This window comes from Micromonospora sp. NPDC047644, assembly GCF_040704315.1.
Lineage (GTDB): Bacteria > Actinomycetota > Actinomycetes > Mycobacteriales > Micromonosporaceae > Micromonospora.
The window spans coordinates 349,166-375,579 of record NZ_JBEYSY010000005.1; the positions used below are offsets into that span (position 1 = coordinate 349,166).

Annotated in this window: 34 protein-coding genes; 18 read left to right on the top strand and 16 right to left on the bottom strand. The window is 72.0% G+C overall.

Annotation, left to right across the window (positions count from 1 at the left end):
• Positions 1-8: 8 nt before the first annotated feature.
• Positions 9-602 (top strand): hypothetical protein, encoded by a 594-nt coding sequence (locus tag AB0877_RS11040; protein ID WP_366608398.1) that lies wholly within the window; start codon positions 9-11, stop codon positions 600-602.
• Between the two features lie 20 nt (positions 603-622).
• Here AB0877_RS11040 and AB0877_RS11045 read toward each other — a convergent pair whose 3' ends face one another.
• Together AB0877_RS11045 and AB0877_RS11050 are read right to left on the bottom strand one after the other, a co-directional pair.
• Entirely contained in the window at positions 623-808 is a 186-nt protein-coding gene (locus tag AB0877_RS11045; protein ID WP_366608399.1) for a DUF397 domain-containing protein, read from the bottom strand.
• A 10-nt stretch (positions 809-818) separates the two neighbouring features.
• Positions 819-1,661: a helix-turn-helix transcriptional regulator gene (locus AB0877_RS11050; RefSeq protein ID WP_366608400.1), complete on the bottom strand. Its 843-nt coding sequence runs from the start codon at positions 1,659-1,661 to the stop codon at positions 819-821.
• A gap of 328 nt (positions 1,662-1,989) precedes the next feature.
• Here AB0877_RS11050 and AB0877_RS11055 point away from each other — a divergent pair, with 328 nt between their 5' ends.
• Genes AB0877_RS11055 through AB0877_RS11065 form a run of 3 tightly spaced genes read left to right on the top strand, consistent with a single transcriptional unit; the run spans position 1,990 to position 2,563 of the window.
• A complete protein-coding gene (locus AB0877_RS11055) occupies positions 1,990-2,169 on the top strand; it encodes a hypothetical protein (RefSeq protein WP_366608401.1) in 180 nt (59 codons plus the stop codon).
• The gene (locus AB0877_RS11060) at positions 2,166-2,384 is read left to right on the top strand and encodes a hypothetical protein (RefSeq protein WP_110563345.1); all 219 of its coding nucleotides are present in this window, start codon (positions 2,166-2,168) and stop codon (positions 2,382-2,384) included. The genes AB0877_RS11055 and AB0877_RS11060 overlap by 4 nt, the downstream gene beginning before the upstream one ends.
• Positions 2,381-2,563 (top strand): hypothetical protein, encoded by a 183-nt coding sequence (locus AB0877_RS11065; protein WP_366608402.1) that lies wholly within the window; start codon positions 2,381-2,383, stop codon positions 2,561-2,563. Before AB0877_RS11060 ends, AB0877_RS11065 begins: the two co-directional genes overlap by 4 nt.
• A 61-nt stretch (positions 2,564-2,624) precedes the next feature.
• Here the strand turns inward: AB0877_RS11065 and AB0877_RS11070 are convergent, their stop codons facing one another.
• On the bottom strand, positions 2,625-3,524 hold the full coding sequence (locus AB0877_RS11070; protein WP_366608403.1) for a bifunctional 5,10-methylenetetrahydrofolate dehydrogenase/5,10-methenyltetrahydrofolate cyclohydrolase: 900 nt from the start codon (positions 3,522-3,524) through the stop codon (positions 2,625-2,627).
• A 313-nt stretch (positions 3,525-3,837) separates the two neighbouring features.
• Here AB0877_RS11070 and AB0877_RS11075 point away from each other — a divergent pair, with 313 nt between their 5' ends.
• Positions 3,838-4,407, top strand: coding sequence for a sigma-70 family RNA polymerase sigma factor (locus tag AB0877_RS11075; RefSeq protein ID WP_366608404.1), 570 nt, complete (start codon positions 3,838-3,840; stop codon positions 4,405-4,407).
• 10 nt (positions 4,408-4,417) lie between these two features.
• Positions 4,418-5,389 carry a CU044_5270 family protein gene (locus AB0877_RS11080; RefSeq protein ID WP_366608405.1) on the top strand — a complete coding sequence of 324 codons (972 nt, stop codon included), beginning with the start codon at positions 4,418-4,420 and terminating at the stop codon, positions 5,387-5,389.
• 9 nt (positions 5,390-5,398) lie between these two features.
• Here the strand turns inward: AB0877_RS11080 and AB0877_RS11085 are convergent, their stop codons facing one another.
• Positions 5,399-6,511, bottom strand: a complete 1,113-nt coding sequence (locus AB0877_RS11085; RefSeq protein ID WP_366608406.1) for an FAD-dependent monooxygenase — start codon at positions 6,509-6,511, stop codon at positions 5,399-5,401.
• A gap of 144 nt (positions 6,512-6,655) precedes the next feature.
• Here AB0877_RS11085 and AB0877_RS11090 point away from each other — a divergent pair, with 144 nt between their 5' ends.
• Complete coding sequence (locus AB0877_RS11090) at positions 6,656-7,591, top strand: DUF2332 domain-containing protein (protein ID WP_366608407.1); 936 nt, start codon at positions 6,656-6,658, stop codon at positions 7,589-7,591.
• A gap of 48 nt (positions 7,592-7,639) precedes the next feature.
• On the opposite strand, the gene AB0877_RS11095 is transcribed toward AB0877_RS11090, so the two are convergent.
• From AB0877_RS11095 to AB0877_RS11105, 3 genes are read right to left on the bottom strand one after another with little or no spacing between them, the layout of a single operon-like run.
• On the bottom strand, positions 7,640-8,581 hold the full coding sequence (locus tag AB0877_RS11095) for a MerR family transcriptional regulator (protein ID WP_366608408.1): 942 nt from the start codon (positions 8,579-8,581) through the stop codon (positions 7,640-7,642).
• 33 nt (positions 8,582-8,614) lie between these two features.
• On the bottom strand, positions 8,615-9,472 hold the full coding sequence (locus AB0877_RS11100) for an alpha/beta hydrolase (RefSeq protein WP_366608409.1): 858 nt from the start codon (positions 9,470-9,472) through the stop codon (positions 8,615-8,617).
• A 3-nt stretch (positions 9,473-9,475) separates the two neighbouring features.
• Entirely contained in the window at positions 9,476-10,039 is a 564-nt protein-coding gene (locus tag AB0877_RS11105; protein WP_366608410.1) for a dihydrofolate reductase family protein, read from the bottom strand.
• A gap of 139 nt (positions 10,040-10,178) precedes the next feature.
• Here AB0877_RS11105 and AB0877_RS11110 point away from each other — a divergent pair, with 139 nt between their 5' ends.
• Positions 10,179-10,433 (top strand): DUF5522 domain-containing protein, encoded by a 255-nt coding sequence (locus AB0877_RS11110; RefSeq protein WP_366608411.1) that lies wholly within the window; start codon positions 10,179-10,181, stop codon positions 10,431-10,433.
• Positions 10,434-10,532: 99 nt separating this feature from the next.
• Positions 10,533-11,081, top strand: coding sequence for a hypothetical protein (locus AB0877_RS11115; RefSeq protein ID WP_366608412.1), 549 nt, complete (start codon positions 10,533-10,535; stop codon positions 11,079-11,081).
• A 19-nt stretch (positions 11,082-11,100) separates the two neighbouring features.
• Here AB0877_RS11115 and AB0877_RS11120 read toward each other — a convergent pair whose 3' ends face one another.
• Complete coding sequence (locus AB0877_RS11120) at positions 11,101-11,790, bottom strand: metal-dependent transcriptional regulator (protein ID WP_145784915.1); 690 nt, start codon at positions 11,788-11,790, stop codon at positions 11,101-11,103.
• A 100-nt stretch (positions 11,791-11,890) separates the two neighbouring features.
• On the opposite strand from AB0877_RS11120, the gene AB0877_RS11125 reads away from it, so the two are divergent.
• Genes AB0877_RS11125 through AB0877_RS11135 form a run of 3 tightly spaced genes read left to right on the top strand, consistent with a single transcriptional unit; the run spans position 11,891 to position 16,550 of the window.
• Positions 11,891-12,751, top strand: coding sequence for a sulfurtransferase (locus AB0877_RS11125; protein WP_366608413.1), 861 nt, complete (start codon positions 11,891-11,893; stop codon positions 12,749-12,751).
• 48 nt (positions 12,752-12,799) lie between these two features.
• Positions 12,800-13,981: an acetoin utilization protein AcuC gene (locus AB0877_RS11130; RefSeq protein WP_366608414.1), complete on the top strand. Its 1,182-nt coding sequence runs from the start codon at positions 12,800-12,802 to the stop codon at positions 13,979-13,981.
• Between the two features lie 13 nt (positions 13,982-13,994).
• Positions 13,995-16,550: a GNAT family N-acetyltransferase gene (locus AB0877_RS11135; RefSeq protein WP_366608415.1), complete on the top strand. Its 2,556-nt coding sequence runs from the start codon at positions 13,995-13,997 to the stop codon at positions 16,548-16,550.
• A 10-nt stretch (positions 16,551-16,560) separates the two neighbouring features.
• Here the strand turns inward: AB0877_RS11135 and AB0877_RS11140 are convergent, their stop codons facing one another.
• Positions 16,561-16,968 (bottom strand): VOC family protein, encoded by a 408-nt coding sequence (locus tag AB0877_RS11140; RefSeq protein ID WP_366608416.1) that lies wholly within the window; start codon positions 16,966-16,968, stop codon positions 16,561-16,563.
• 109 nt (positions 16,969-17,077) lie between these two features.
• Positions 17,078-18,082, bottom strand: coding sequence for an RNA polymerase sigma factor SigB (sigB, locus tag AB0877_RS11145; protein ID WP_357263486.1), 1,005 nt, complete (start codon positions 18,080-18,082; stop codon positions 17,078-17,080).
• A 244-nt stretch (positions 18,083-18,326) separates the two neighbouring features.
• Between sigB and AB0877_RS11150 the strand changes: the two genes are divergently transcribed.
• Positions 18,327-19,115 (top strand): sporulation protein, encoded by a 789-nt coding sequence (locus AB0877_RS11150; protein ID WP_366608433.1) that lies wholly within the window; start codon positions 18,327-18,329, stop codon positions 19,113-19,115.
• 118 nt (positions 19,116-19,233) lie between these two features.
• Here the strand turns inward: AB0877_RS11150 and dtd are convergent, their stop codons facing one another.
• Positions 19,234-19,656: a D-aminoacyl-tRNA deacylase gene (gene dtd / locus AB0877_RS11155; protein WP_366608417.1), complete on the bottom strand. Its 423-nt coding sequence runs from the start codon at positions 19,654-19,656 to the stop codon at positions 19,234-19,236.
• A complete protein-coding gene (locus tag AB0877_RS11160; RefSeq protein ID WP_366608418.1) occupies positions 19,656-21,140 on the bottom strand; it encodes a methyltransferase in 1,485 nt (494 codons plus the stop codon). Before AB0877_RS11160 ends, dtd begins: the two co-directional genes overlap by 1 nt.
• Before the next feature lie 95 nt (positions 21,141-21,235).
• On the opposite strand from AB0877_RS11160, the gene AB0877_RS11165 reads away from it, so the two are divergent.
• Positions 21,236-21,826, top strand: a complete 591-nt coding sequence (locus AB0877_RS11165; RefSeq protein WP_366608434.1) for an HhH-GPD-type base excision DNA repair protein — start codon at positions 21,236-21,238, stop codon at positions 21,824-21,826.
• Positions 21,827-21,854: 28 nt separating this feature from the next.
• Here the strand turns inward: AB0877_RS11165 and AB0877_RS11170 are convergent, their stop codons facing one another.
• Together AB0877_RS11170 and AB0877_RS11175 are read right to left on the bottom strand one after the other, a co-directional pair.
• Complete coding sequence (locus AB0877_RS11170; protein WP_366608435.1) at positions 21,855-22,166, bottom strand: hypothetical protein; 312 nt, start codon at positions 22,164-22,166, stop codon at positions 21,855-21,857.
• Between the two features lie 17 nt (positions 22,167-22,183).
• The gene (locus tag AB0877_RS11175; protein WP_030489374.1) at positions 22,184-22,468 is read right to left on the bottom strand and encodes a hypothetical protein; all 285 of its coding nucleotides are present in this window, start codon (positions 22,466-22,468) and stop codon (positions 22,184-22,186) included.
• Positions 22,469-22,572: 104 nt separating this feature from the next.
• Between AB0877_RS11175 and AB0877_RS11180 the strand changes: the two genes are divergently transcribed.
• Positions 22,573-22,932, top strand: a complete 360-nt coding sequence (locus tag AB0877_RS11180) for a DUF3099 domain-containing protein (RefSeq protein ID WP_366608419.1) — start codon at positions 22,573-22,575, stop codon at positions 22,930-22,932.
• 52 nt (positions 22,933-22,984) lie between these two features.
• Here the strand turns inward: AB0877_RS11180 and AB0877_RS11185 are convergent, their stop codons facing one another.
• Both AB0877_RS11185 and AB0877_RS11190 read right to left on the bottom strand, forming a co-directional pair.
• On the bottom strand, positions 22,985-23,884 hold the full coding sequence (locus AB0877_RS11185; RefSeq protein ID WP_366608420.1) for a PfkB family carbohydrate kinase: 900 nt from the start codon (positions 23,882-23,884) through the stop codon (positions 22,985-22,987).
• Positions 23,881-24,816 carry a pseudouridine-5'-phosphate glycosidase gene (locus AB0877_RS11190; RefSeq protein WP_366608421.1) on the bottom strand — a complete coding sequence of 312 codons (936 nt, stop codon included), beginning with the start codon at positions 24,814-24,816 and terminating at the stop codon, positions 23,881-23,883. Before AB0877_RS11190 ends, AB0877_RS11185 begins: the two co-directional genes overlap by 4 nt.
• Before the next feature lie 88 nt (positions 24,817-24,904).
• On the opposite strand from AB0877_RS11190, the gene AB0877_RS11195 reads away from it, so the two are divergent.
• From AB0877_RS11195 to AB0877_RS11205, 3 genes are all read left to right on the top strand, one after another.
• Positions 24,905-25,123, top strand: coding sequence for a DUF3039 domain-containing protein (locus tag AB0877_RS11195; RefSeq protein WP_007456912.1), 219 nt, complete (start codon positions 24,905-24,907; stop codon positions 25,121-25,123).
• 40 nt (positions 25,124-25,163) lie between these two features.
• Positions 25,164-25,826: a trimeric intracellular cation channel family protein gene (locus tag AB0877_RS11200; RefSeq protein ID WP_366608422.1), complete on the top strand. Its 663-nt coding sequence runs from the start codon at positions 25,164-25,166 to the stop codon at positions 25,824-25,826.
• A gap of 189 nt (positions 25,827-26,015) precedes the next feature.
• The coding region (locus AB0877_RS11205; RefSeq protein ID WP_366608423.1) for a DEAD/DEAH box helicase family protein at positions 26,016-26,414 on the top strand (399 nt) is incomplete at its 3' end.

Below are 26,414 nucleotides of genomic sequence, written 5' to 3' on the forward strand. Positions count from 1 at the left end.
ATTCCGTGATGCATGTCTACAGCAGCAGCGATAGCCGCACAAGTGCCCTGGGCATGATCGCTGTGTGCGCAGTGCTGATGGCGATCGGATTGAACGCAGCGTTCCAGGCCCTCAGCATCGGTCCGGCGTGGCTATTCAGCCCGCCGACGGTCGCCGCGGCGTTTGGATTGCTCTATCGAGTACTGGACACGGTCGGCTGGCGGTGGTCATGGCTGCACCGCCTCGGCTTGATCCAGGTCCCGGTGGTTGAGGGCGTCTACGAGGGCACCTTAGTCTCTTCATACCGCATGACGACGATGCCGGTACGCGTCTGCATCGACCAAACGTGGACCAGGATCGCGATCCGCTTCGACGTGCTAGAACCAATGTCGTCCTCGTCGTACTCGGTGGCCGCCGGGTTGTCCTCCGACGGCCACCGACGCGCCCGCCTGACCTACACCTACCGCAACCAGACGCGGCCAGGGGTGGCCGAGTCGGATATGAACGACCACGATGGCACTGCCGAACTTGTCCTCGACCCCGAGACGAGCGCGTTGGTCGGCCGGTACTACAACTTCCGAGGCCGGCAGGGCACCTTGACACTGACTCGTACCAGTTCGTAACGCCCGCGCAGGCGGACGCACTACTCAATCGGTCCGGTGGCTCTCAGGAATGCAAGGAAGAGCGACCAGCATTCACCGGAGAAACCAAGGTTTGGACCTGCGGGATCCTTGCTGTCGCGGATCTCGACGGTTTGGTCAACGAGCCTGGCCTCGACGCAGGCACCGTTGCTGCCGCTGCGGGTGCTCTTGCGCCACTGCGAGTCCACCGCACATCTCCTACGCCTCGCGCCTCGCGCTCCGGATCTCCTCGATCATGGCGGCCGAGTCGGTAGGTGACATGGCCGCAGCGCGCAGGCTGTTGAACACCACCGTACAACGCCTCACGTCTTCGCCCTCGGCGTAGAGGTCGCCCGTGAGGCCCTCGATGTAGACCACGCTGGGTCCGTCCGCGAAGTTGAGGATGTGGAAGCTCGTCAGCATTGAGGCGTACGCGCCCTCGCGGAACGGGATCACCTGGACGGTGACGTTCCACCGCTTGCTGGCATCGAGCAGGGCGGTGAGCTGATCGGCCATGATGGCCGCCCCGCCGATCTGACGGTGAAGGACTGCCTCGTCGAGCACTGCGACGAGTCGTAGCTTGCCGGATGCGATCAGCTCTTGACGCTGCATCCGGACCGCGACCCGTCGCTCCACCGCCTCCGGCGACGGCTCGAAGGCGTCCTCGCTGGTCATTGCTCGGGCGTAATCCGCAGTCTGGAGCAGCCCCGGGACCACCAACGTCTCGAAGTTCTGGACCTCCTCGGCTGCGGACTCCAAGCCGATGTACTGCCGGTACGACGACGGAAGGTCGCCGTACTTGGCCCACCAGCCGCGCTGTTTGCCTGTCTTCGCCATCGACAGGAGCGTGTCGCGCAGCTCGGCATCGGTGACTCCGTATCGATCAAGCAGGGCGTTGAGCGCGGGCGCCTTGATACCAACGCGCCCGGCCTCGATGCGTCGGAGCGTGCTCGCCGAGACCTCGATGACGTCGGCAGCCTGTTCGGCGGTGACGCTGGCGTCTTCGCGGACTCGGCGGAGCTGTGCACCGAGCTGGAAGCGAACGAAGGTCGGACTCTCCATGGCGGTCATTGTGCCGCCAACGCTGCCGCCCAGGATCGCCGGACACGCCCCAAGCGTTATGACCCGTGGTCGTTGACCACCCAAAAATGCGCGCGCAAAATGAGCGGGCAATCGAGCATCAAGGAGGATCGTCGGGAGGTCTCATGCCGGCTCGGGTGCCGTACGACGACTACTTGCTGGCGGTGGCGCTGACCTTGGCTCGGCGGCATCGGCCGGTCTGGTCGTGGCGACGGTGGCGGTGGGTCTGCCGCTGTGGAGCTGACCTGCCCTGCCGTGCCCGGCACCGCATCCCGATCCGGCGAGGCCACTGGCCAGGGGAGGAGCAGGAGTGATCAAGGATCAGGTCGGACGGATCCTGTCCGTGCACTTAGCGGGCGTCGATGGCCTCTGCGCGGGCTGCCGCTGGTGGTGGGCACGGCTGTCCCCGTACCCCTGTTATCAGGCGGAGTGGGCCACGCGCCTGCACGCCCGGGTCGCCACCCGGCGCTTCCTGGATGGCCTGCGGTGACCACCCACGGCCCGGTCCTTCCGGTGTGGACCTGCGGCGGCTGCGCCGCGCCCTGGCCCTGCCGGACACGGCGCACGGAGCTGCGGGCCGAGTTCGAGGGCGCTCCCGTGTCATTGGCCCTCTACATGGGGTCTTACCTGGTCTGGGCGGCCGAGGATCTGACCTGGGTGCCCGCCGGGCTGCTGCACCGGCGTTTCCTGGGTTGGGTCCGGTGAGTCTGATCCGGCGGGGCGATGAGCGGTTCCACTACAGCGACAACTCGCACAAGTGGATCCCGCCGAACCCGGACTACGACCAGGAGGTCTGGAACGAGATGGTCCGCCAGCACCAGCTTCAGCACCTGGAGGAGATCTCCAACCGCAGGAGGCCGCCTCGATCAAGTGATGAGAAGTAGGTCTGAAGATGGCCCTGGGACCTACTTTTCATCACTTGATCTTCGAGTCGGGCGGACCGGGCTACTGGTTTGCTCGTTCGGCGGCGCGGACGGCGTTGCGGAACAGCATCGCGACGGTGGTCGGGCCGACGCCGCCGACCCGGGGGGTGATCGCGCCGGCGACCTCGGCGCACGCCTCGTCCACGTCCGGTAGGAGGCGCCGCCCGTCGTAGCGGACGCCGGCGCCTATGACGACCGCGCCGGGCTTGACGTGCTCAGGCTTCACGATCCCGGGTACGCCGGCGGCGGCCACGAGGATGTCGGCGCGGCGGGTGTAGCGGTCCCAGTCGGGCACGCCGGTGTGGACGACGGTGACGGCGGCGTTGGCGGTGGGGCGCTTCTGGGCGAGCAGCATCGCCAGGGGCCGGCCCAGGGTGGCACCCCGGCCGAGGATGACGACCTCACGGCCGGCGACGGGGATCTCGTAGTACGCCAGGAGAGCTTCGATGCCGGCGGGGGTGCACGGCAGGGGACCGGGCAGGCCGACGGCGAGACGCCCCATGTTCAGTGGGTGCATGCCGTCGACGTCCTTGTCCGGGTCGATGGTCTGCAACGCCGCGTCGTAGTCCAGATGCCCCGGCACGGGGTACTGCACCAGCAGCCCGTGCACGTCCGGATCGGTGTTGAATCGGGCGATGGCCTGGTGCAGTTCGGTCTGGGTGGTGGTGGCCGGCAGATGCACGTGTGGGGAGGCGAACCCGAGCGCGGCGGCCTGGCGCTGCTTGATGGCGATGTAACCGGCGCTGGCGTCGTCGTCGCCGACGAGGATGGTGGCGAGGCTCGGTGTGATCCCACGGCTGCGCAGCTGGGCGGCTGCGGCGGCGGTCTCGGCCAGGACGGCTTCGGCGACGGGTGCACCCGGCAGGAGCCGCGCCGCGCCCGACGGGGTGTGGTGCTCGGCGGATGGGCTGGTCGTGGTCATGGTTGTTCCTCGACGCAGGCGCCCAGGCGGTCGACGCCCGCGAGAGGCTCCCCGATGGTTCGACCATCCCCGTGCCGCCAGTCGCCGGTGCCTCGATCATGCCCCATCGCCAGGGCAACTGCCCAGTTGGACCAGCACCGCCGCCCGAAGCGACGCTGCCGACGAAGCCGGTCGGGCTCAGTCGGGTTGGCTTCGATCTGCGCGGGATCGGTGGTGCACTGCACCACGCCGTCACCCTACGGCCGGATGTCCGGTAACACTCGTGCTCCGCCGGACGAAGAAGGGGTGTGAAGGCTACGAGGGAGGACGGCCTGTGACTGAGCCGAGCCGAGCCGATGATGACATTTCCGGCATCGGAGCCGATCCGGTGGCCTTCGAGGTCTTCTACCGCCGGCACCTGGAGGCGGTGGGCCGGTTCGTGGCGCGGCGGGTCGACGACCCGCATCTCGCCGCCGACCTCACCGCCGACGTGTTCCTGGCGGTGATCGAGTCGGCGGCCGGTTACCGGCCGGAGCGGGGTAGCCAGATCGGCTGGCTGTACGGGGTGGCCCGCAATGTCATCGGCGACGAGCGGCGTCGGGCGGCCCAACGGCTGCGGGTGACCGGCCGGCTGGCCGGACGGCGGGACCTCGGCCCCGACGACATCGCCCGTATCGAGGAGCGGATCGACGCCGAGTCGGCGGCCCGCCGCACCCACAGGGCGCTGAGCGAGTTGCCCGAGGGCACCCGGACGCTTGTCGAACTCGTCGCCGTGGACGGCCTCAGCGTCGCGGAGGCGGCGGCAGTGCTCGGGATGTCACCGGTGGCCGCCCGGGTGCGCCTGCACCGTGCCCGCCGCATCGTCCGCGCCGTGCTCGCCCGCCCGGTCACCACCCTCGCCTGATGAGACGGAGATGACGATGAACGAGAGCGAACGGTCGCCGCAGGGTTTCGAGGAGCAGCTTCTCCGGGATCTGACCGCGCACGTGGCCCAACGGGCCGAGGAGGCGTCGGCGGCCCGTCCCGCCGGACGCCGTACCCGGTTCCTGCGCGGTTGGCGCATCGCCGGAGCGTTCGGGCTGGCGGTGACGTTGACGGCCGGTGCGTTGGCGGTCCAGACCATGCGGCTGGGCGATCAGCCGCCGCCGACTGCCAGCGCGTCGGAGATCTTCCACCTGGCGGCCGACGCGGCCCGGCAACAGCCGGAGCTCACCGCCCGACCCGACCAGTACGTCTTCACGGAAACCCTGGCAACGATCCGCGACCTACCGGACAGCGGTCCGTACCGGACCATCCGCAACCAACTGTGGCAGTCGGCCGGTGGAGTCGCGTACACGCAGGGACGGTACCGACCGGAGACCGATCCGAACGGGTGGGGCGAGCTGACCGAGCTCCGCATCGACGATCCCGGCGATCCCGAGAAGGAGCTCGACGCATTCCAGTCGCCGGCGTACCACGGCGACCTGCCCACCGACCCGGTCGAGCTGCTTCGCTACCTTCGGGAGCACCCGGTCGACCTGCACCTGCCCGAGGGAGCCGACGAGGAGGCCGTCTACGGGGACGAGAGCATGGCGTACACCACGGCCTGGTCGATGCTCCACGGCTACGTGCCGCCCCGCGCGCTCGCGGCGCTCTACGAGGTGCTGGCCCGGCAGCCCGGGGCGACAGTCATCTCCGCCGACGTGGTGGACGCCGCCGGCCGGCACGGGGTGGCGATCCGGATGCCTGGGGTGATCGGTGGAAACATGGACCTCATCTTCGATCGGGACTCCCACGTCTACCTCGGCACCCGCAACTCGGTGATTCGCAACGGCAAGGAGTCACTGGAGTCGGCTGCCGCGCTCCTGCGGGTCGCCATCGTCGACCGGCCGGGCCAGCAGCCGTGAGCGAGCCGGTCAGGGTTGGGCGAACAGCGGGCCGTAGTTCGAGCGGAACATCTGCTCGCCGAGGCGGCGCATCACCACGTCGCGCAGCGCGGGCGGGAGCCCGGTGGCCCTATCCCGGCGGTGGGTCTGGCCGAGCACCCAGTCGGTACGCGGGCGACGCCGCGCCTCGTACCCGCGCAGGGCCTCGGCAACGGACCCGGCGGTGGCCAACGACGAGGCGAGCACGACCCCGTCCTCCAGCGCCATCGCCGCGCCCTGGGCCATGTTCGGTGAGGTGGCGTGGGCGGCGTCGCCGATCAGCAGCACCGGCCCCCGGGACCAGGAGTCGAGCACGACCTCCTGGTTCGGCCCGGCGTGCAGGCTGCTGTCGTCGTAGTCGAGGGCCTTGAGCATGGTGGCCACCGGCTCGGTGAACGTCTCCGCCAGCTCGTCGCGCCAGCCGGGCCGGCCGGCCACCGGGCCGTCGTTGTAGTAGCAGTACGTCTGCTCGGCGCTGATCGGAATGGTCAGGAACTGCCTGCCGCGCCCCAACTGCACCGACCAGACCGGCTCGTCGTCGACGCGGGGAGCGACCCACCGGTACGCGTACTGGCCGAGGTCGCGGGCCGCCTGACCGTCGAAGGCGAGCCGGCGGACCGTCGAGTTCACCCCGTCCGCGCCGAGCACCAGGTCGTACCGTTCGGTGGCACCGTCGTCGAACTCGACGGCGACCTGGTCGCCCTCCGCGAGGAGCGCGACCGGTTGGCGATCCCAGCGGACCGGGGTGTCGCCGACGCCGGCGAGCAGCGCCCGGTGCAGTTGTGCCCGGGGCAGCGACACGCACGGCCCGACGCCCCGCCACAGCGCGGCCACGTCGATGTCGAAGAGGCGACGCCCGCGCTGGTTGGCGCTGCGCTGCCGGGTGATCTCCACGGAGACGTCGGCGACCGGCTCCCGCAGACCGAGTACGTCGAGCATCCGGGTGGCGTTGCCGGTCAGGTAGATGCCGGTGCCGGAGTCGGTCGGCCCGGATGCCCGCTCGACCACGTCGACAGTGGCACCCCACCCGCGCAGCGCGGCCACTGTCGCCAGCCCGGCGACACCTCCGCCGACGATCAGTACCCGGACGCCGTCACCCCGCACGACACAGTCCTCCCCGTTGCCCCTGCGCGACCCCGCTGAGCTGCTGCTCAAGGGTCCAGCCGCGGCAGCACTCTACGAGGCGGGTGAGCCGGCGTGCGGGAACGGGGGCTGAAATACCGACCAATGGGCTGCGACGATGAGGCCATGACGACCGCTGAGACGTACGCCGAGTTCGGCAGCCGCGAGGCGCGCGGGGTGTCGCCCACGTATGAGCGCCTGTCGCAGGCGGTCGCCAGCGACGGCGACCTGCTCACCCTGCTCGACGGGCTGCCGCCGGCCAAGCGGCAGCCGAATCTGCTGTTCGGCGTCGTCCGCTGGCTCGGTGGTCCGGTCGACGACCCGGCCGCGTTCCACGACTACGTGGTGACGCACTGGCCGGCCATCGAGACGCAGGTGCTCACCCGGGCGACCCAGACGAACGAGGCGGGCCGGTGCGCGGTCCTGCTGCCGGTGCTCGCCGCGTTACCGCAGCCCCTCGCCCTGCTGGAGGTCGGTGCGTCGGCCGGTCTCGGCCTCTACCCCGACCGGTACGCGTACCGCTACGGCGACCATCAGGTCGGCTCCGGTGAGCCGCTGCTCGACTGCGTGGCCGACGGGTTGGTGCCGCCGGGCGGCGTACCCCAGGTGGTGTGGCGGGCCGGGCTCGACCTCAACCCGCTCGACGTGACCGACCCCGACGACGTGTCCTGGTTGGACGCCCTGATCTGGCCGGAACACGCTCATCGGCGGGCGCGGCTGCGCGCCGCGGCCGCGGTGGCCGCGGCCGACCCGCCGTTGTTGGTCCGCGGTGACCTGGTGGACGACCTGCCGGCGCTGGCCGCGCGAGCGCCGGCCGATGCGACGCTGGTGGTCTTCCACACGTCCGTGCTCTATCAGGTGCCGTCCCCGCGCCGGGACGCGTTCGTCCGGTTGGTGCGCGAGTTGCCGGGGCACTGGGTGGCGATCGAGGCGCCGACGGTGCTCCGGTACGACGGGCTGCCCGCCCCGCCGAGCGACGCGCTGCACAACGTTCTCGCGCTCGACGGGAAGCCGCTGGCCTGGGCCAGAGGCCACGGTCAGGCGCTCACCTGGTTCGGCTGACGGCACCGCGCCGACCGGCGGCCAGGCCGCTGGTTCGACCTGGTCAGCTCAGCGGGCCGGCTCGGGCATCCGGTGGCGCAGGGCCCGGATGAACCAGTCCACCGCGGGTGTCGTCGCATCGCCTGTCGACCAGCCGTTGAGCACCGCCACCAGGTCGAGGTAGCGGTCCCGGCGGGGGTCGTTGGCCGGCACCAGCCGATCGAGCAACCGCCGACGCAGGTCGGCCTCGTCGGAGTGACCGTGCAGGCTCGCGTACCGGTTGGTGACGGCTGCGACCACCGGACCGGCGTCCGGGCTGGTCGGGTCGAGACCGGCCGCGAGGGCGGGGGCCACCGCGTCCCGGACCACCGCGACGGCGTCCGGACGGGGCAGCCCCGGGATGTCGTGGTCGGCGGCGTGCTGCCGCGCGAGTCGCCGCATCCGGGCCCGGAAATCCCGGTCCCGGCACAACTCGGCCAGCTCCAGCCACGCCTCGACCTGTTCGATGCTCGGGTCGTCGGGAAGCTCCGGTGTCAACGAGACCATCACACCCGGGTACGCGGTGTGGTCGCCGAGGCCGGCGAAGACGCCGTTCAGGAAGTCCGCCACCAACTGCCCGCGTTCGCGGGTGGTGAGCTGAGCCAGCCGGTGCAGCTCGTCCACCTCGACCGGTCCCGACCCGCGCCGCGCCGCGACGGTGAGCACCGCCTGGCGCAGCCGCAGCACCCGGATCTGCACGGCCAACGCCTCGGCGTGCGCGGCGGCCACCTCGTGCAGGGGCACCTCCTCGTTCACCACCCGCCGGATGGTGGCCAGGTCCAGGTCCAGGTCACGCAACGTCCGGACCAGTTCCAACCGGGCCACGGCCGCCGGGCCGTACCGCCGGTAGCCGGCCGGGCTCCGATCGGTCGGCGGCACGATCCCGCTGTCGGCGTAGTACCGGATGGTCTTGACGCTCAGGCCGGTCCGTCGGGCCAGCTCGCCGATCGTGTGACGCGTCTCCCCGCTCATGCCCCCACCCTCGCGTCTCCCCCCGGTGGAGACTCAAGCACCATCCGAGCCGGCGAGGAATGCCGCGACCGTCGCGGTGAACCCCTCGGCGTCGTCGAGCCACGGGTAGTGCCCGGCGCCCGGCTGGACGACCAGCGTGGCGCGCGGACTCAGCTCGGCGAACCGGGCCACCAGTCCCGGCGGCGCGGCCAGGTCGACCGCACCGGCCAGCAGTAGCACCGGGCCTCGATGTGCGGCGAGCGCCGTACGGCTGGCCGGCGGATCGAAGGCGCCTTCGGAGCTGAAGACCCGCGCCGCCTCGTCGTTGCGCTGACCATCCTCGGCCGCCTGATGCGCCCGTGCCGTCTCGTCCCACCGGCCGTAGAAGAACGGCGCGATTGCCTGCCGGGCGCCCGGGTCGGCCTGACCTGAGAGGACCGACTCCAACGCCGCTGCCGCCGCTGGAAACCACGGCTCGTCGGCCCGGGTCTGGATGACCTCCTGGCGTTGCGCGGCCGTCGTCTCCAGCCCGACCGCTCGGATGCTCGGGTTGATGAGCGCGAGTCGGCCCACCCGGTCGGGGTGCCGGGTCAGGTATGCCAGAGCCAGGTTGGCACCGGCGGAGTGCCCGAGCAGATCCAACCGGTCGAGGCCCAGGTGTGCGCGTAGCGCCTCCACATCGTCGACCATGCGGTCGCAGCGGTAGGTCGAGACGTCCGCTGGGGCCTCCGAGCGGCCGGTGCCCCGCGGATCGGGGAGAACAAGCGTCCGGTGTGCGCCCAGACCGCCGAGGTCACCGAGGTACGCGGAGTCGCGCATCGGCCCACCCGGCAGGCAGACGAGCGGGTTTCCAACCCCGATCGTCCGGTACGCGAGGGTGGTCCCGTCGATCCCGGCGAAGGTGCTGATCATCGGTCAGCGGACCCGCTGGTGGCGGAGCAGGACCACGCCGTTGCCGAAGACGCGGCTCTCCACCAGCCGCAGACCGGTCGGAGTCTCGGCGTCGGGGAAGAGTCGGCGACCCCGACCGACGAGCACCGGGTTGACGTAGATCCGGTACTCGTCGATCAGGTCGTGCCGGGCGAACGTCGCGGCCAGGTCGGCCCCACCGAGCGCCAGGTCGCCGCCCGGTTCGGCGGTGAGTTTGCGGACCTGCTCGACGTCGACCTCGCGCACGATGGTGGAGTTCCAGTCGGCGTGGTCGAGGGTGCGCGAATAGACGACCTTCGGCATGTCCCGCCAGATGCGGGCGAACTCGCGCTCCGGGCCGCTGGCGGCCGGGTCCTGATCGGCGGTCGGCCAGTAGGCGGCCATCAGCTCGTAGCTGACCCGGCCGTTGAGGAACCCGCCCATCGGGGCGATCACGTCGTTGAAGTGCTGGTGCAACTCCTCGTCGACCTGGTGCCAACTGATGTCGCCACCCGGGCCTTCGAAGAACCCGTCCAATGACAGGCTCATCTGCACAACGATCTTCCGCATCGCGTCTCCTCCGTAGGATTCGATGGTTGTCGACCCCGATCGTCGTCGGACCGTACGACGAAACGCGACCACGCCGGGGGCATGTCGCCGGATTCCGGCCAGCGGAAGGACGACAACGCGCCGTCCCTAGACTGCTGCGGTGAGCGAAGAGCGGAAACCCCTGGCCGACCGGCCGCTCACCGAGCCGCACCCCTCCCGGCTGTCGCCGGAGCACCCCGACCGGGCCCGGATCCTCGCCGCGCACACCGCCGCGTTGGCCGCCGGTGAGGCTGGCTACCTCGACCCGACGAGCGGGCTGTTCGTGCTCAGCGCCGGCTTCCTGGCCCGTCGTGGCACGTGCTGCGGGCGCGGCTGCCGGCACTGTCCGTACGTGGACGATCCACCGTCGGAATAGGCGTCAGCGGGGGCTTTCGCCCGACACCGACCACCCCGTACGGTGTCCGACGGACACCTGGCGGGCGCCTTCCGCCGTCGGTCGGCGAGAGGGTGGAACGTGCGCGGGCGGATCATGGTCGCCGGGCTGGCCGGGCTGCTGGTGAGCGGGTGCGCCGACGAGGCGGAGCCGGTGGCGGTGCCGCCGCCGGTGCCGATCGCGGTGGACGTGGCGGCGGCCTCCTCGGGCGGCGCCTGCCGTCTGCTGGACTTCGCGGTGATCGAGCAGGCGGTGAAGGTCCGCTTCGACGTGGCGGCGGCCAGCGCACAGGGCGACACCCACACCTGTGTGGTCCGGGCTGCGGGTGCCACCCTGCCGGAGTTGACGCTCAGCGTGACCGAGACCACGATCGACAAGACCACCTTCGGCGCGGACGTGGTGCCGGACAAGGCGGCGAAGGTCACCGGGCTGGGTCAGCAGGCGTACAAGCGGACCACCGCAGCGGCGAGCGGGCACGGGCCGGTCGCCGAGGTGGGCTGGCTGGCCGGCGACGGAAGGCTGGCCACGGTGAGTTGGACCACGGCCCGTGGCAGTGAGCGCTCGGCGGCGGAGAAGTTGACCGGTGGCCTGACCGCGTTGGCGAAGAAGGTGGACACCCGGGCGTTGTGACGCCCGGGTGGCCGGGTGGTCAGTTGGCGGCGACGAAGACCCGGGAGGCGACCTCGCGGGGCAGCCGCACCCGGTCACCGGAGCGGTCGATCGACACCCCGTCGCGCTCCTGAGCCACTGTCACGGTGGCGCCCGGGTCGACACCGGCGGCGTGCAGCTGACGCAGCACGTCGCCGTCGGTCTGCACGCTCTCGCAGATCCGGCGGACCACCACCGGCCCGGAGAGGCCGGGGAAGGCCAGGTTGCGCTCACCCTCGGCGACCTCGGTCGCTTCCGCCTCGGGGGAGCCCAGCTCCTCCAGACCCGGGATCGGGTTGCCGTACGGGGAGCGGGTCGGCCGGTTGAGCAGGTCGTAGACCCGCTTCTCCACCGCGTCGCTCATCACGTGCTCCCAGCGGCAGGCCTCCTCGTGGGCCTCCTCGTAGGGCATCCCGATGACGTTGACCAGCAGCAGCTCGGCGAGGCGGTGCTTGCGCATCACGGAAACGGCCGTGCCGCGACCCAGCGCGGTGAGCGTGAGGTGTCGGTCACCCTCGACGGTGAGCAGGCCGTCGCGCTCCATCCGGGCGACGGTTTGGCTCACTGTGGGGCCGCTCTGTCGTAGCCGCTCGGCGATTCTGGCACGCAGCGGTGGCACCCCCTCCTCTTCGAGTTCGAGGATGGTGCGCAGGTACATTTCGGTCGTGTCGACCAGGTCGTGAGACTTCATAAGGTCAGCGGCCCTCCGATGCACGATGGTACCTCGGGTGAACGGCCGACGACCGTCGCCGAACCGCGTGCCGTCGCGCCGAATGGTGTTGGATGTCGCCATGTCCGGTACCCACGAGCCGTTGGTCGAGGTCGACCGCCTCGCCGCCGAGTTCGACCAGGTCGACCCGCCCACCCTGCTCGACGTCCGCTGGCGGCTCATCGGCCCGCCCGGCCACGACGACTACCGCGCCGGTCACCTGCCGGGGGCCGTCTTCGTCGACCTGGACACCGCGCTCTGTGGGGTGCCGGGCGTCGGCGGCCGGCACCCGTTGCCCGACCGGGCAGCGTTGCAGGCGGCGCTGCGGGCCGCCGGCGTCCGCACCGGTCACCCCGTGGTGGTGTACGACGGTGGCGACGGCATGGCCGCCGCGCGGGCCTGGTGGACGCTGCGCTGGGCCGGCCACCGGCCGGTGCGCCTGCTGCACGGCGGTTACCCGGCCTGGGTCGCCGCCGGCCGACCCGTCTCCACCGACGCGCCCGCCCCACCTCCCGGTGACATCGTGGTGCGCCCCGGCGATCTTCCGGTGCTCGACGCCGGGCAGGCCGCCGCGTTGGCCGCCGCGGACGACGCCGTGCTCCTCGACGTACGGGCGGCGCCTCGCTACCGGGGCGAGGTCGAGCCGATCGACCCGGTGGCCGGGCACGTGCCGGGAGCGGCGAACCTGCCCGCCGGGGAGTACGTCGGGCCGGACGGCCGTTTCCTGGCCGCCGACGTGCTGAGTGAGCGGTTCGCCGCCGCCGGGGTGACCGAAGGGCGGGCCGTCGGGGCGTACTGCGGCTCGGGGGTGACCGCCGCCCAGGCGGTGCTGGCGCTGCACCTGGCCGGCCGCACGGACGCCGCGCTCTACGTTGGATCGTGGAGCAACTGGGTGGCGGACCCGGCCCGACCGGTCGCCTCCGGGTCGACACCCGGCCGCTGACCAGCGCGTGCGGTGGGCCCGCGCCGATCCTCGTGCGACGATGGGCTCATGTCCGACGACACTGTGGTGGTGTGGGACGAGTCGCTGCTCGCCTACGACATGGGTGACCATCCACTCGACCCGGTCCGGGTGGAGCTGACCATCGCGCTCGCCCGCGAGCTGGGCATCCTGGATCGGCCCGGGGTGCGGATGGTCAAGCCGGAGCCCGCCGACGACGCCCTGCTCACCCGGGTGCACGCGCCGGGCTACCTCGCCGCGGTGCGCAACGCGCCGCGCGACCCGCTCTTCGCCGGGTACGGGCTGGGTACCTCCGACAACCCGGTCTTCGACGGTATGCACGAGTCCAGCGCGCTTATCGCCGGCGCGACGGTCGCCGCCGCCGAGGCGGTCTGGCGCGGCGACGCCCGGCGGGCGGTGAACGTGGCCGGTGGGCTGCACCACGCGATGTCCGCCCGAGCCTCCGGCTTCTGCGTCTACAACGACCCCGCGGTGGCCATCGCCCGTCTGCTCGACCTGGGCGCCCAGCGGATCGCGTACGTGGACGTCGACGTGCACCACGGCGACGGTGTGCAGGACATCTTCTGGAACGACCCGCGGGTGCTGACGGTCAGCCTGCACGAGACCCCGCTGGCGCTCTTCCCGGGAACCGGTTTCCCGGACGAGACGGGTGGGCCGGGCGCGCAGGGCACCGCCGTCAACATGCCGTTGCCGCCCGGTGTGGACGACAGCGGCTGGCAGCGCGCGTTCCACGCGACAGTGCCGTCGGTGCTGCGCGCGTTCAAGCCGCAGGTGCTGGTCAGCCAGTGCGGCGCCGACGGCCACCGACTCGACCCGCTCGCCGACCTCAACCTGACGGTGGACGGGCAGCGGGCCACCTACCTGGCGATGCGGGCGCTCGCCGACGAGCTGTGCGACGGCCGGTGGGTGGCCACCGGCGGCGGCGGGTACGCGCTCGTCGAGGTGGTGCCCCGGGCGTGGAGTCACCTGCTGGCGGTGGCCACCGGTGACCCGATCGACCCGGCCACGCTCACCCCGCCCGCGTGGCGGGACCTGGTCGCCTCCCGACGTCTGGGCCGGGAGGTGCCGCTGCGGATGACCGACGACGCCGACCCGTCGTACGAGCCGTGGCAGCCGACCGGCGAGCCGAACGCGGTGGACCGGGCGATCGCGGCCACCCGCAAGACGGTCTTCCCGCTGCTCGGGCTCGATCCGCACGATCCACGGGACTGAGCCGGGCCGTTCGGTGACGAGTCTGGACCAACCGGTCGACGTGCTGCTCAGCGACGGCAGCACGGTCCAGTTGCGACCGATCGACCCGGCCGACGCGCCGGGCATCGTGGCGATGCACAGCCGGTTCTCCGAGCGCACCCGTTACCTGCGGTACTTCTCGCCGTACCCACGCATCCCGGAACGGGACCTGATCCGTTTCGTCACGGTCGACCACCACGACCGGGAGGCGTTCGTGGTGCTGGCCGCCGATCAGATCGTCGCGGTCGGCCGGTACGAGCGGCTCGGCCCACAGGCCCCCGAGGCGGAGGTGGCCTTCGTCGTGGAGGACGCCTACCAGGGCCGGGGGATCGGCTCGGTGCTGATGGAGCACCTGGCCGACGCGGCCCGCCGCAACGACATCATGAGCTTCGTCGCGGAGGTGCTGCCGGCCAACGGGACGATGCTGCGGGTCTTCGCCGACTTCGGCTACCAGGTCCAGCGCGAGTACGCCGACGGCGTGGTCCACCTGAGCTTCCCCATCGCGCCCACCGAGGCCAGCCTGGAGGTGCAGCGCGGCCGGGAGCACCGTACCGAGGCCCGTTCGATCGCCCGGCTGCTCGCCCCGCGCGGCATCGTCGTCTACGGTGCCAGCGCCACCGGCCAGGGCGTCGGCGCGGCGGTGCTCGGGCACCTGCGCGACGGCGGGTTCACCGGTGCGGTGGTGCCGGTGCATCCGAGCGCGTCCACAGTGGCGGGCCTCCCCGCGTACCCGTCGGCTGTTGCCGCCGGAGCGCCGGTGGACCTGGCGGTGGTGGCGGTCGCACCGGAGGCGGCGACCGCCGTGGTCGCCGACGCCGCCGCCGCGGGGGTGCACGGCCTGGTGGTCATCTCGGCCGGCTTCGCCGAGGCCGGCGGCGAGGGCGCGGCCACCCAGCGGGCGCTGGTCCGCGCGGCGCACGCGGCCGGGATGCGGGTCGTCGGCCCGAACTGCCTGGGCGTGGCCAACACCGACCCGACGGTACGCCTCAATGCCACCCTCGCCCCGTCGTTGCCGCCGGCCGGTCGGGTCGGCATCTTCAGCCAGTCCGGTGCGTTCGGGGTGGCGTTGCTCGCCGAGGCGGACCGGCGGGGCCTCGGGCTGTCCAGCTTCGTCTCGGCCGGCAACCGGGCCGACGTCTCCGGCAACGACCTCCTGCAGTACTGGCAGGACGACCCGGGCACCGACGTGATCATGCTCTATCTGGAGACCTTCGGGAACCCGCGTAAGTTCGCCCGGCTGGCCCGGCGGATCGGCCGCGCCAAACCGGTGGTCGCGCTCGCCTCGCCGGCCCGTCCGCCCGGGGTCGGTGACGCCGCCGGGCCGGACGAGGTGGCGGTGGCGGCGCTCTTCGCCCAGTCCGGGGTGATTCGGGTGGACACCGTGCCGGAGCTGCTCGACGTAGGTGTGCTGCTGGCCAACCAGCCGTTGCCGGCCGGCGGCCGGGTCGGTGTGGTCGGCAACTCCTCGGCCCTCACCGGTCTCGCCGCGACCGCCTGCGTCGGGCACGGCCTGAGCGTGGCCGACGGTTATCCCCGCGACGTCGGGCCGAGCGCCGGTGCCGCCGAGTTCGCCGCCGCGCTCGCCGAGACGGCCGCCGACGAACGGGTGGATTCCCTGGTGGTGGTCTTCGCCCCGCCGCTTCCCGGCCAGCTGACCGAGGTGGACGCCGACGTGACCGCCGCGCTGCCGGCCGCCCTCGCGTTGGGCAAGCCGACGGTGGCGACCTTCCTGGTCGGGCGGCTGCCACCGGGGGTGCCGGCGTACGGCGGCGTGGAGGAGGCGGTCCGCGCGCTCGCCCGCGCCCACCGGTACGCCGAGTGGCTCCGCCGCCCGCCCGGGGTCGCCCCGGAACTGCCCGACGTCGATCGCGCCGCCGCGCAGGCCGCGCTCCGCGCCGACGGCACCGACCCGGGTGCGTTGCTGGCCGCGTACGGCATCGACGTGGTGGCCTCGGTGTCCGTCGACTCGGTCGAGGCTGCCGTCGACGCGGCGGCGCGGCTGGGCTTCCCGGTTGCGCTCAAGGCGGCCGATCCCGGGCTGCGGCACCGACTCGACCTCGGCGCCGTCCGGCTGGACCTGCCCGACGAGCCGACCCTGCGCCGGGCGTACACCGACCTGGCCGCGAGCTTCGGCGCGGACGCGCTGGTCCAGCCGATGGTCGCGCCCGGCGTGGCCTGCGTGGTGGAGGTGGTGGAAGACCCCGCGTTCGGGCCGGTGGTCGGCTTCGGCCTGGGCGGGGTCGCCACCGAGCTGCTCGGCGATCGGGCTTGGCGGGCGGTGCCGCTGACCGACACCGACGCGGCCGAGCTGGTCGACGAGCCTCGGGCGGCACCGCTGCTGCGCGGGCACCGGGGGGCCGCGCCGGTCGACCGGGCGGCCCTGGCCGATCTGCTGCTCCGGGTGGGTCAGCTCGCCGACGAACAACCCCGGGTGCGCTCGCTGACCCTCAACCCGGTGCTCGCCCGCCCGGACGGCATCTCGATCCTGCACGCGCAGGTGGGGGTGGGTGGCGTGGTCGCCCGCCCGGACACCGGCCCTCGCCGCCTGTGAGCGTGCCCGGTCAGGCGCGGCTGGAGATCTGTTGGACGCCCCAGGTGTTGCCGTCCGGGTCGGCGAAGAAGACGAAACCCACATTGTCCAGTGGATCGGGCACCGGCCGGGGGTTCTGACCGATCACCTGGATCTCGCTGACGTCCACACCCCGCTCGACCAGCTCCTCGTGGGCCCGTTTCAGGTCGGGCACCACCAGTTGCAGGCCCTTGAGTGAGCCGGGCGGCATCTCCGGGACGACGCCCTTACCGATCACGACCGAGCAGCCCGAGCCGGGCGGCGTCAGCTGGACGATGCGCGCGTCGTCGCTGATCACGGTGTCGTGGTCCACAGTGAAGCCGAGCTGCTCGGCGTAGAACTTCTTCGCCCGGTCCACGTCCGAGACCGGCACGATCACCACTTCCAGCGTCCAGTTCATCGTCGTTATCCCCGCATCGTCGGCCGGCGGACAGAATCCCCAGTCAATCACCCCGACAGCACGCAAGGCCCCGGCGAACCGCCGGGGCCTTGCGTGGGAACCGGGTGCGTCAGCAGGCGTACGCCTCCAGGCGCTGGGCCCGCTCCGGGGCGCGCAGCTTCAGCAGCGTCACCTTCTCGATCTGCCGGATCCGCTCCCGGGACAGGCCGAACTCCCTACCGACCTCGTCCAGGGTGCGCTGACGGCCGTCGTCCAGGCCGAACCGGAGGCGGATGACGGCCTGTTCCCGCTGGGACAGGGTGGAGAGCACGATGCTGACCTCGTTGCGCAGCTCGCCCTGGGCGGCGGCGTCGCCTGGCTCGGTGCGGGGGTCCACCGAGGCCACGAAGTCGCCGAGCGCGCTCTCACCGTCGTCGCCGACAGCCTGGTCCAGGCTGACCGGCTCACGGTCGTAGGAGATCAGCTCGATGACCTGGATCTCGGGGACCTCCAGTGCGCGGGCCACCTCGGCGACGGTCGGTTCGCGGCCCAGCGTCACCGCCAGTTCGCGGCGGGCCCGGACCATCCGGTTGACCTGCTCGACCATGTGCACGGGGATGCGGATGGTGCGGGCCTGGTCGGCCATCGCGCGGGTGATGGCCTGTCGGATCCACCAGGTGGCGTACGTGGAGAACTTGTAGCCCTTGGCGTAGTCGAACTTCTCCACGGCCCGGATAAGACCGAGGTTGCCCTCCTGGATCAGGTCGAGAAACGCCATGCCACGCCCCGTGTAGCGCTTGGCGATGCTGACCACCAGCCGCAGGTTGGCCTCCAGCAGGTGGTCCTTGGCCGCCCGACCCTCGGCGACGATCAGCTCCAGGTCGGCTCGCAGCTCCGCGGAGACCGGGGTACAGGTGGCCAGCTTCTCGTCGGCGAACAGGCCGGCCTCGATGCGCCGGGCCAGGTCGACCTCCTGCGCGGCGGTCAGCAGCTTCGTCCGGCCGATTCCGTTGAGGTAGGCCCGGACCAGGTCGGTCGAGATGCCGCGCTCGTCGGTGGCGTCCAGGTCGACGAGGGCCTCGGGGGCCCCGTCCGTGTCGGTCGTGGTGGCCGGGCGCGTCCGGTGTTCCGTCATCTGCAGAACCATCTCTGTCTCTCCCCGTTTCCACGTCGGTGCCGTGTTCCCGGCCCAGTGGTGCCGGTGTGACAACAGCTTGGCGGGCGGGGCGTAAAACGGGAGTGAGGCGATCGGGCACCCGACAGGAATCGCGTCAGATCGCTGGTGCGGTGTGTCGTCGGAGTGTGTGGTTGCCCGCCCCGGCTACGTTGCGGACGGCCGGCCACCTCCGGCCAGCCGGAAAAGACAGTTGGAGGACGGTGTGGTCTTCAAGCGGCTCATGAAGGCGATGGGCGTCGGTGGTCCGTCGGTCCAGACGGTGCTGGCCGACCCGAACTGCCGCCCGGGCGGCCAGTTGGAGGGCCGGATCCAGGTGCTGGGCGGTGACCACCAGGTCGACATCGACCACGTCACCCTCGGCCTGGTCACCCGGGTGGAGGTGGAGAGCGGCGACAACGACTACGACACCACTCAGGAGTTCCACCGCCAGCAGGTCACCGGCGCGTTCCGGCTGGAGCCGGGCCAGCGCTACGACCTCCCGTTCCGTTTCGACGTGCCGTGGGAGACACCGGTCACCGAGCTGTGCGGGCAGCACCTGCACGGGATGACCATGGGCCTGCGTACCGAGCTGGAGGTCGCCCGCGCGGTCGACAAGGGAGACCTGGACACCGTGTCGGTGCACCCACTGCCGGCGCAGGAGCGACTGCTGGACGCGCTGCTGCGGCTGGGCTTCCGGTTCGCGCGCGCCGATGTGGAACGCGGGCACATCTACGGCGTACGCCAGACATTGCCGTTCTACCAGGAGATCGAGTTCAGCCCGGCGCCGCAGTACGCCCGCTCGATCAACCAGTTGGAGGTCACCTTCATCGCCGACGCCCAGCAGATGCAGGTGGTGCTGGAGGTCGACAAGCGCGGCGGCGTCTTCGCCGAGGGCCGGGACGCCTTCGGTCGGTTCACTGTCGACCACGCCACCGCCGACCGCACCGACTGGACCGCCGAACTCGACAACTGGCTCCGCCAGTCCCTGACCCGCCGAGGCCTCTTTTCCTGACCCGAACTACCCCTCTTTGCGCGTTGATCATGAAGTTATTGCCACGACACGCCGACGTGAAGGGCAATAACTTCATGATCAACGGAGGCGGGGTGGGGTGAGGTGGGGTGGGGTGGGGTTAGAGGTCCAGGAGGAGGGTTTGGGGGCCTATGTTGGTGCTTTCCACCACCATGTGGGTGCGGAAGCGGCCGGTCTCCACCTTCGCTCCTCGTTCCCGCAGGGCGTCGACCACCGCTGTCACCAGTGGCTCGGCGACCTCGGCGGGGGCGGCGGCGGACCAGCTCGGTCGGCGGCCCTTGCGGGCGTCGCCGTAGAGGGTGAACTGGCTGACCACCAGGATCGGCGCGCCGGTGTCCGCGGCGGACCGCTCCCCGTCCAGGATGCGTACCTCGTGCACCTTGCGGGCCATCGTCTGAACCGTCTCCGCGGTGTCGGTGTGGGTCACGCCGAGCAGCACCAGCAGGCCGTTCTCGATCGCACCGACCACTTCGCCGTCCACCGTCACGCTGGCCCGCCCGACGGTCTGCACCACCGCCCGCATCAGGCGGTCACCGGCTCGATGAAGCCGCGCTCCACCAGGTGCGCCACGATCGGGCCGGCGGCCTCGGCCATCTCGTCGGGCTCGACGTCGTGCGCGGCGGCGAGCAGGGCGAGCTGGTCCCGCAGCGGCAGCCGGCCGTCGGCGCCACCGACCAGCGCCAGGACCAGCGGGTCGATCTCCTCGGTCCAGCGCAGGCCGTGCGGCATCGCGAGGACCTGGCGGTCCACCCCCCAGCCCTCGTCGCCCATGGTGGCCTCCTGCCGCAGTTGGAGGCCCTCGGCGGCCCGGTAGCGCTCGGCGAGCAACGCTTCGGTGTCGCGTACCCGGAGGAAGTCCTGGCGGTCGAACCAGGCGGCGACCTGGTCGCCCAGCGGCGGCTGCACCTGCTGGCGCAGATCCTCCACCCGGACCACCGGGTCGGCATGCCCGCCACGACGCAGCGACACGATGCCGAAGCCGATGCCCTCCACCTTGTGCGCGTCGAACCAGTCCAGCCAGGCGGCCATCCGCTGCGGGTCGGCGCTCTCGGCGGCGTCGGTGAGCCACAGGTCGACGTATGCCATCGGGTCGGCCACCTCGCGTTGGATCACCCAGGCGTCCAGGCCGGTCCCGGCGAACCAGCCGGCCACCCGCTCGTCCCACTCCTCGCCGGCCACGTGCACCCAGTTGGCCAGGTACTGCATGGTGCCGCCGTCGGTGAGCAGGCCCGGGGCGGCGGCGGCCAGCTCGGCGCCGATCGCGTCACCGACCCGGCCGGAGTCGCGGTACACGTGGGTGGTGGTGCCCGGGCCGACCACGAACGGTGGGTTGCTCACCACCAGGTCGAACCGCCGACCGGCCACCGGGGCGACCAGGTCGCCGCGGAGCAGCTCCCAGTCCTGACCGTTGAGGGCGGCGGTGGTCGCGGCGAAGCGCAGCGCCCGCTCGGACAGGTCGGTGGCGGTCACCGAGTCGGCGTGCGTGCCCAGGTGCAGGGCCTGGACGCCGGAGCCGGTGCCCAGGTCCAGCGCGGTGCCGACCGGTCGGCGCACGGTCGCGCCGATCAGCGTGTGGGTGGCCCCCCCGATCCCGAGGACGTGCTCGGCGTGCAACGGGCGACCCGGGCGGGCGCTGGCCGGCACGTCGGCGAGCACCCACCAGTCCTCGCCGTACGGCTCCAGGTCGACGCCGGCATGCAGGCCGTCGCCGTACCGCTCGACCAGCCCGCCAGCGAGGGCCTCCGCCAGGCTCAGCGGTGTCAGCGCGGCGGCAACCGCTCCCTCCGGCTCGGTCTGGTCGCAGATGAACACCCGGATCAGGGTGCCGAGCGGGTCGCCGTCCTCGGTGGCGCGCAGCGCGGCCCGGTAGTCGTTGCGGGCGACCGCTGCGGTCGCCTGCGCGCCCAGCCGCTCGGCGATGCCGTGGCTGGTGAAACCGGTCCGGGTCAGCGCGGTGCGCAGCGCGTCGACACCGGCGGGGGAGAGCAGCATGTCGTGTTCGTCCACCCCGACATCCTGCCTTCCGTCGCGTCCCGGGTCAGCGTCACCCGCCGGATGGTGTCGGAGCGTCGGTGTCTGCCCGGATCGGTGCGCCGGGCAGGATGGTCGGCATGACGCTCGTGCTGCCCATCGACCCCGAAGCGAACCGGCTGCTGGAGCGCAGCCCGCTGGCCCTGCTCCTCGGCATGGTCCTGGACCAACAGGTGCCGATGGAGAAGGCGTTCTCCTCGCCGTACGTGCTGGCGCAGCGGCTCGGCCATGAGCTGGACGCGGCGGAGCTGGCCGGGTACGACCCGGAGGCCCTGGTCGCGCTCTTCGCCCAGCCGCCCGCGCTGCACCGGTTTCCCAAGGCCATGGCGGCCCGGGTGCAGGAGGTCTGCCAGGTGCTGGTGGAGCGGTACGACGCCGACGCCGCGCTGCTCTGGGCCGAGGTCGCCGACGGGCCGGAGTTGCTGCGCCGGGTCTCCGCGCTGCCCGGCTTCGGCAAGCAGAAGGCGCAGATCTTCGTGGCCCTGCTCGGCAAGCGGTTCGGGGTGACACCGCTCGACTGGCGGAAGGCGGCCGGGGACTACGGCGATCCGGGCGCGTACCGGTCGGTGGCCGACGTCACCGACGCCGATTCGCTGCGTCGGGTGCGGGAGTTCAAGCAGCAGATGAAGGCGGCGGCCAAGGCGAAGACCGCCGGCGGCTGACCGACCGGCCTGGTGAGGGGCGGTCGGCTCAGGCGGCGGTGGGGTGCGCCAGCGAGGCCAGCGCGCGCCGGACGTCGGCCAGCGAGACGGTCGCCGAGTCGTCCAGGTCGGCCAGGCCGGCCTCGATCCACTGGCGCATCAGCGTGGTGACCCCGATGCCCCGGGCGTCGGCCGCGGCGCGGACCCGCTCGTAGGTGTCCAGTGGCAGCCGCACCGAGCGGCTCACCATCGGCACGTCGCTGTCGGGGATGGGCAGCTCCGCCGCGGGGCTCTCGTCGATCAGCTCGGCGATGCGTTCGCCGCCGCCGTGGAACTGCTTGGTCGCGTCGTTACGGTGCATCGTCACGGCCTCCTCGTCTAGCGAGATCTCCGCACGGCCTCGTCGTAGCGCTTGGACTCGACGTCGCTCAACTCGCGGGCGGAGAGAATGTCCCAGTCGTTGTCGGTGCCATCGGCCTCGGCGAGCAGCACCGCCAGCCTGCGGCCCCGACGGGCGGCGGCGTAGACCACCATCACGTCGTCACCCAGATGACGGATGACCCGTCGGGCGCTGTGCAGCGCCTCCCAGACTTCCCCGGGTGTGACGTCGTAGACCCTCAGGTTGGCCAACGCCTCGTCGGTGAAGCTGAACCTGCTGCCCACAGCACGGAGCGTACCACGCGCGTAACACGTGCCGGGATGAGTCGAAGTTCGCTGATCACGGACCTGCGGTGACAGGATGAGGCGTAACCCCCTCGAGGAGGTCCATGGTGAAGCGTCAGGCGTACCAGCCGATTCTGATCACCGACGCCTCGCGCAGCCAGGACGATCAGCTCAACAGTCGCCAGCGCCGCTATGTCCTGATGATGGGCATCCGGGTGCTGTGCATCATCGTCGGCGCGATCCTGGTCGGTGCGAACGCCCCACTGCTCTGGCTCTGGCTGCCACTGTGCGGCCTCGGCATGGTGCTCATCCCCTGGCTGGCCGTGCTGCTGGCCAACGACCGGCCACCGAAGGAGGAGCACCGGCTGGCCAACCGGTTCCACCCCCGTCAGCAGGACGAGACCCCGCCGATGAGCCTCACCGCCGAGGAGCGCCCACACAAGGTCATCGACGCCGAACCCTGACCCGCGAACGGGCCAGGGTTCGAGCAGTCGAGCGGTGGCCGTGCGCCGGCCGCTACCCCTGGGGCCGAGCCCCGGCGGTGGAGACAGCCAGCGCGCCCAGGTCGGTGGCGCGACCCAGTGCCGCGCTCGGAGTGGCACCGGCGAGCCACGCGGTGAGCAGACCGGCCGCGAAGGCGTCGCCCGCGCCGGTGACGTCCACCACCGCCACCCGGTTGGCCGGAGCCACGCAGACCCCCGTGGTGCGATCCACCCAGACCGCGCCAGCCGCGCCGCGCTTCACCACCACCCGTCGAGCCGTCGCCGACAGCGCCCGCCCCTGCGCCGCCGGGTCCAGGCCGCCGGCCAGCACCGTGGCCTCGTCCGCGTTGACCAGGAGCAGGTCGATGTCGCGTACCCAACTCAGGAACACCGCCGCGCCGATCCGCCGCAACGGCGCCGCGGAGGCCGCGTCGACGCTGATGGTGAGCCCGCGCTCGCGGGCGGCGGCCAACGCCCGCAGCCCCGCGCCGCGCGACTCCGCGTCCAACAGGGTGTACGCGGACAGGTGCAGATGCCCGGCGTCGGGCACCGCCGCGAGGGCCTGCTCGACGTGCGCGGCGCTCAGCCGCAGGTTCGCGCCCCGCTGGCTGACCATGGTCCGCTCGTCGTCGGCGGCCAACACGATGACAGTGCCGGTCGGGGCGCCGTCGACCCGCTCGATGGCGCAGTCGACGCCGGCCCGTTCCAGCTCGGCCACCCGGTCCCGCCCGGCGTCGTCGTCACCGACGGCCCCGACGAGCGTGACGTCCACCCGCTGCGCGGCGATCCAGGCGGCGGTGTTGGCCGCCTGACCACCGCCGCCGAGACTGATGGCGGCCCCGGTGTCCGATCCGGCTGCCAGCGGTCCGGACAACACGGCGACCACGTCGGTGATCACGTCCCCGACGACGACCATCCGGGCCGGTCGGGTCATGCCGGGACGGCGGTGCCGCGGGCCACCGAGGCGACCGCGATCCGCGCGGCCAGGTCGGCGTTGCGCAGGATGATCCGGACGTTCACCGCCAGGCTCGCGCCCTCGGTGGCCGAATGGAAATGCGCCAGCAGGTACGGCGTGACGGCCTTTCCGGTGATCCCGTCCCGCTCCAGCAGGGCCAGGCCCTCGGTGAGAGTCCGGTCGTGCAACTCCGGGTCGAGCTGCTCGTCGACCGGCAGCGGGTTGGCAATGAGCAGCCCGCCGGTGTGTACTGCGTGCTCGTCCCGGGCGGCGAGCACGGCGGCGACCTGCTCCGGCGAGTTCACCGACCAGTCCAGGTCGAAGCCGGCGTCGGTCAGGTAGAAGCCGGGGAACCGGCGGGTGCGGTAACCGACCACCGCGACCCCGAGGGTCTCCAGGCGCTCCAGCGTCGCGCCCACGTCGAGGATCGACTTGACCCCGGCGCAGACCACCGCGATCGGGGTCTGCGCCAGGGTGACCAGGTCCGCCGACTCGTCGAAGGTGTGCGCGGCCTCCCGGTGCACCCCACCCAGCCCGCCGGTGGCGAACACGCCGATGCCGGCGGCGGCGGCCACCGCGCTGGTCGCGGCCACGGTGGTCGCGCCGTCCGCGCCGGTCGCGGCGGCGACCGCGAGGTCGCGGACGGAGAGCTTGGTCACGCCGTCGACCGTGGCCAGCCGGGTCAGCTGCGCGTCGTCCAGGCCGACCACCAGCTCACCGGCGATCATGCCAATCGTCGCCGGAACGGCCCCGGCCTCCCGAACCGTCCGCTCGATCTCCCTGGCCACGCGCAGGTTCTCCGGTCGGGGCAGCCCGTGCGAGACGATGGTGCTCTCCAGGGCGACGACGGGTCGGCCGTCGCGCTGGGCTTCGGCCACCTCGGTGCCGTAGCTGATGCGAAAGTCAGTCACACGGGCACCGTACGGGGTGGGGCCCCCGCCGGGCTCAAGTGGACCCGGCCGTGATGACCTGCCAAACTTGTCCGTTGGAGGTGCAGACGTGAGCACAGAGGTTCTCGAGCGTCCGGAGCTGAAGGACGCCGACACCGGTCCCGAGATGTTCCACTACGTCCGCAAGGAGAAGATCGCCGAGAGCGCCGTCATGGGCACTTTCGTCGTCGCTCTCTGCGGCGAGACCTTCCCGGTCACCAAGGCGGCCAAGCCGGGTTCACCGGTCTGCCCCAAGTGCAAGGAGATCTACGACTCGTACCGTGAGTGAACCTCGGCCGATGCTCCGGCCGGCGACGTAGCCTGCGGCGGTGACCACCTCCACCGCCCTGCTCCTCGCCGACCTGACCGGGGTCGCGGTGTTCGCCGCGTCCGGGGCCTCGGCGGCGGTGGCCAAGCGACTGGACCTGTTCGGCGTCGCGTTCGTCGGCTTCGTCGCCGCCCTCGGCGGTGGGATCTTCCGGGACCTGGTCATCGACGAGGTGCCGCCGCTGGCGTTCGCCGACTGGCGGTACGCGGCCACTGCCGCGATCACCGCGCTCGCCGTCTTCTGGCTGCACCCGCAACTGGCCCGACTGCGCACCACGGTGCTGGTGCTGGACGCGGCCGGCCTGGCGCTGTTCACCGTCACCGGCACACTCAAGGCGCTCGACGCGCGGGTGCCGGCGGTCGGGGCCTGCCTGATCGGCATGCTCACCGCCATCGGCGGCGGGCTCGGCCGCGACCTGCTCACCGCCGAGATCCCGGTCGTGCTGCGCCGGGAGATCTACGCGCTGGCCGCGCTGGCCGGTTCGATCCTGGTGGTGCTGCTGTACGTCACCGGGCAGACCGGGCCCGGTCCGCTCACCGCCGCTGCCGTCCTGGTCTTCGGACTGCGCCTGATCGCGCTGCGTCGACGCTGGTCCGCGCCGGTGGCCAGGCTGCGCCCGCCGCGCGCCGACGGGGCGGATCCACGCACCGACCGGAGTTGGTGAGACGGCCGGGCGCTGTTCGCTCGGGTGCGGGATTGTGACCAGCGTGGCGTCGCCTGGGCCCGGCGGCCCGTGCTGGTTATGCTGAGTCGGCCTTCGCGGCAGCTTCTGCGCGGAGGCGTTTTCATGGGCGGCGGATCCTCGTGGCCCTCGCCCGGGGTCCGCCATCGTGCGGTCGGAGAGGAGCTTCGCGTGGCAGCCCGGACGCCGGTGCTCGAGACGTTCCCGGCGCTACGCGCCTGGCAGCGCAAGGCGATGGTGGAATACCTGCGTCGCCGTACCGAGGACTTCACCGCGGTCGCCACCCCCGGCGCCGGCAAGACCACCTTCGCCCTGCGGATCGCGGCCGAGTTGCTCGGCGACGGCACCGTGGAGGCGGTCACGGTGGTCGCACCGACCGAGCACCTGAAGAGCCAGTGGGCAGACGCGGCAGCCCGGGTGGGCATCCAACTCGACGCCGCCTTCCGCAACGCCGACCTGCACTCCTCGGCCGACTTCCACGGCGCGGTCGTCACCTACGCGCAGGTGGGCATGGCCCCGCAGGTGCACCGACGGCGCACCATGACCCGGCGCACCCTGGTCATCCTCGAC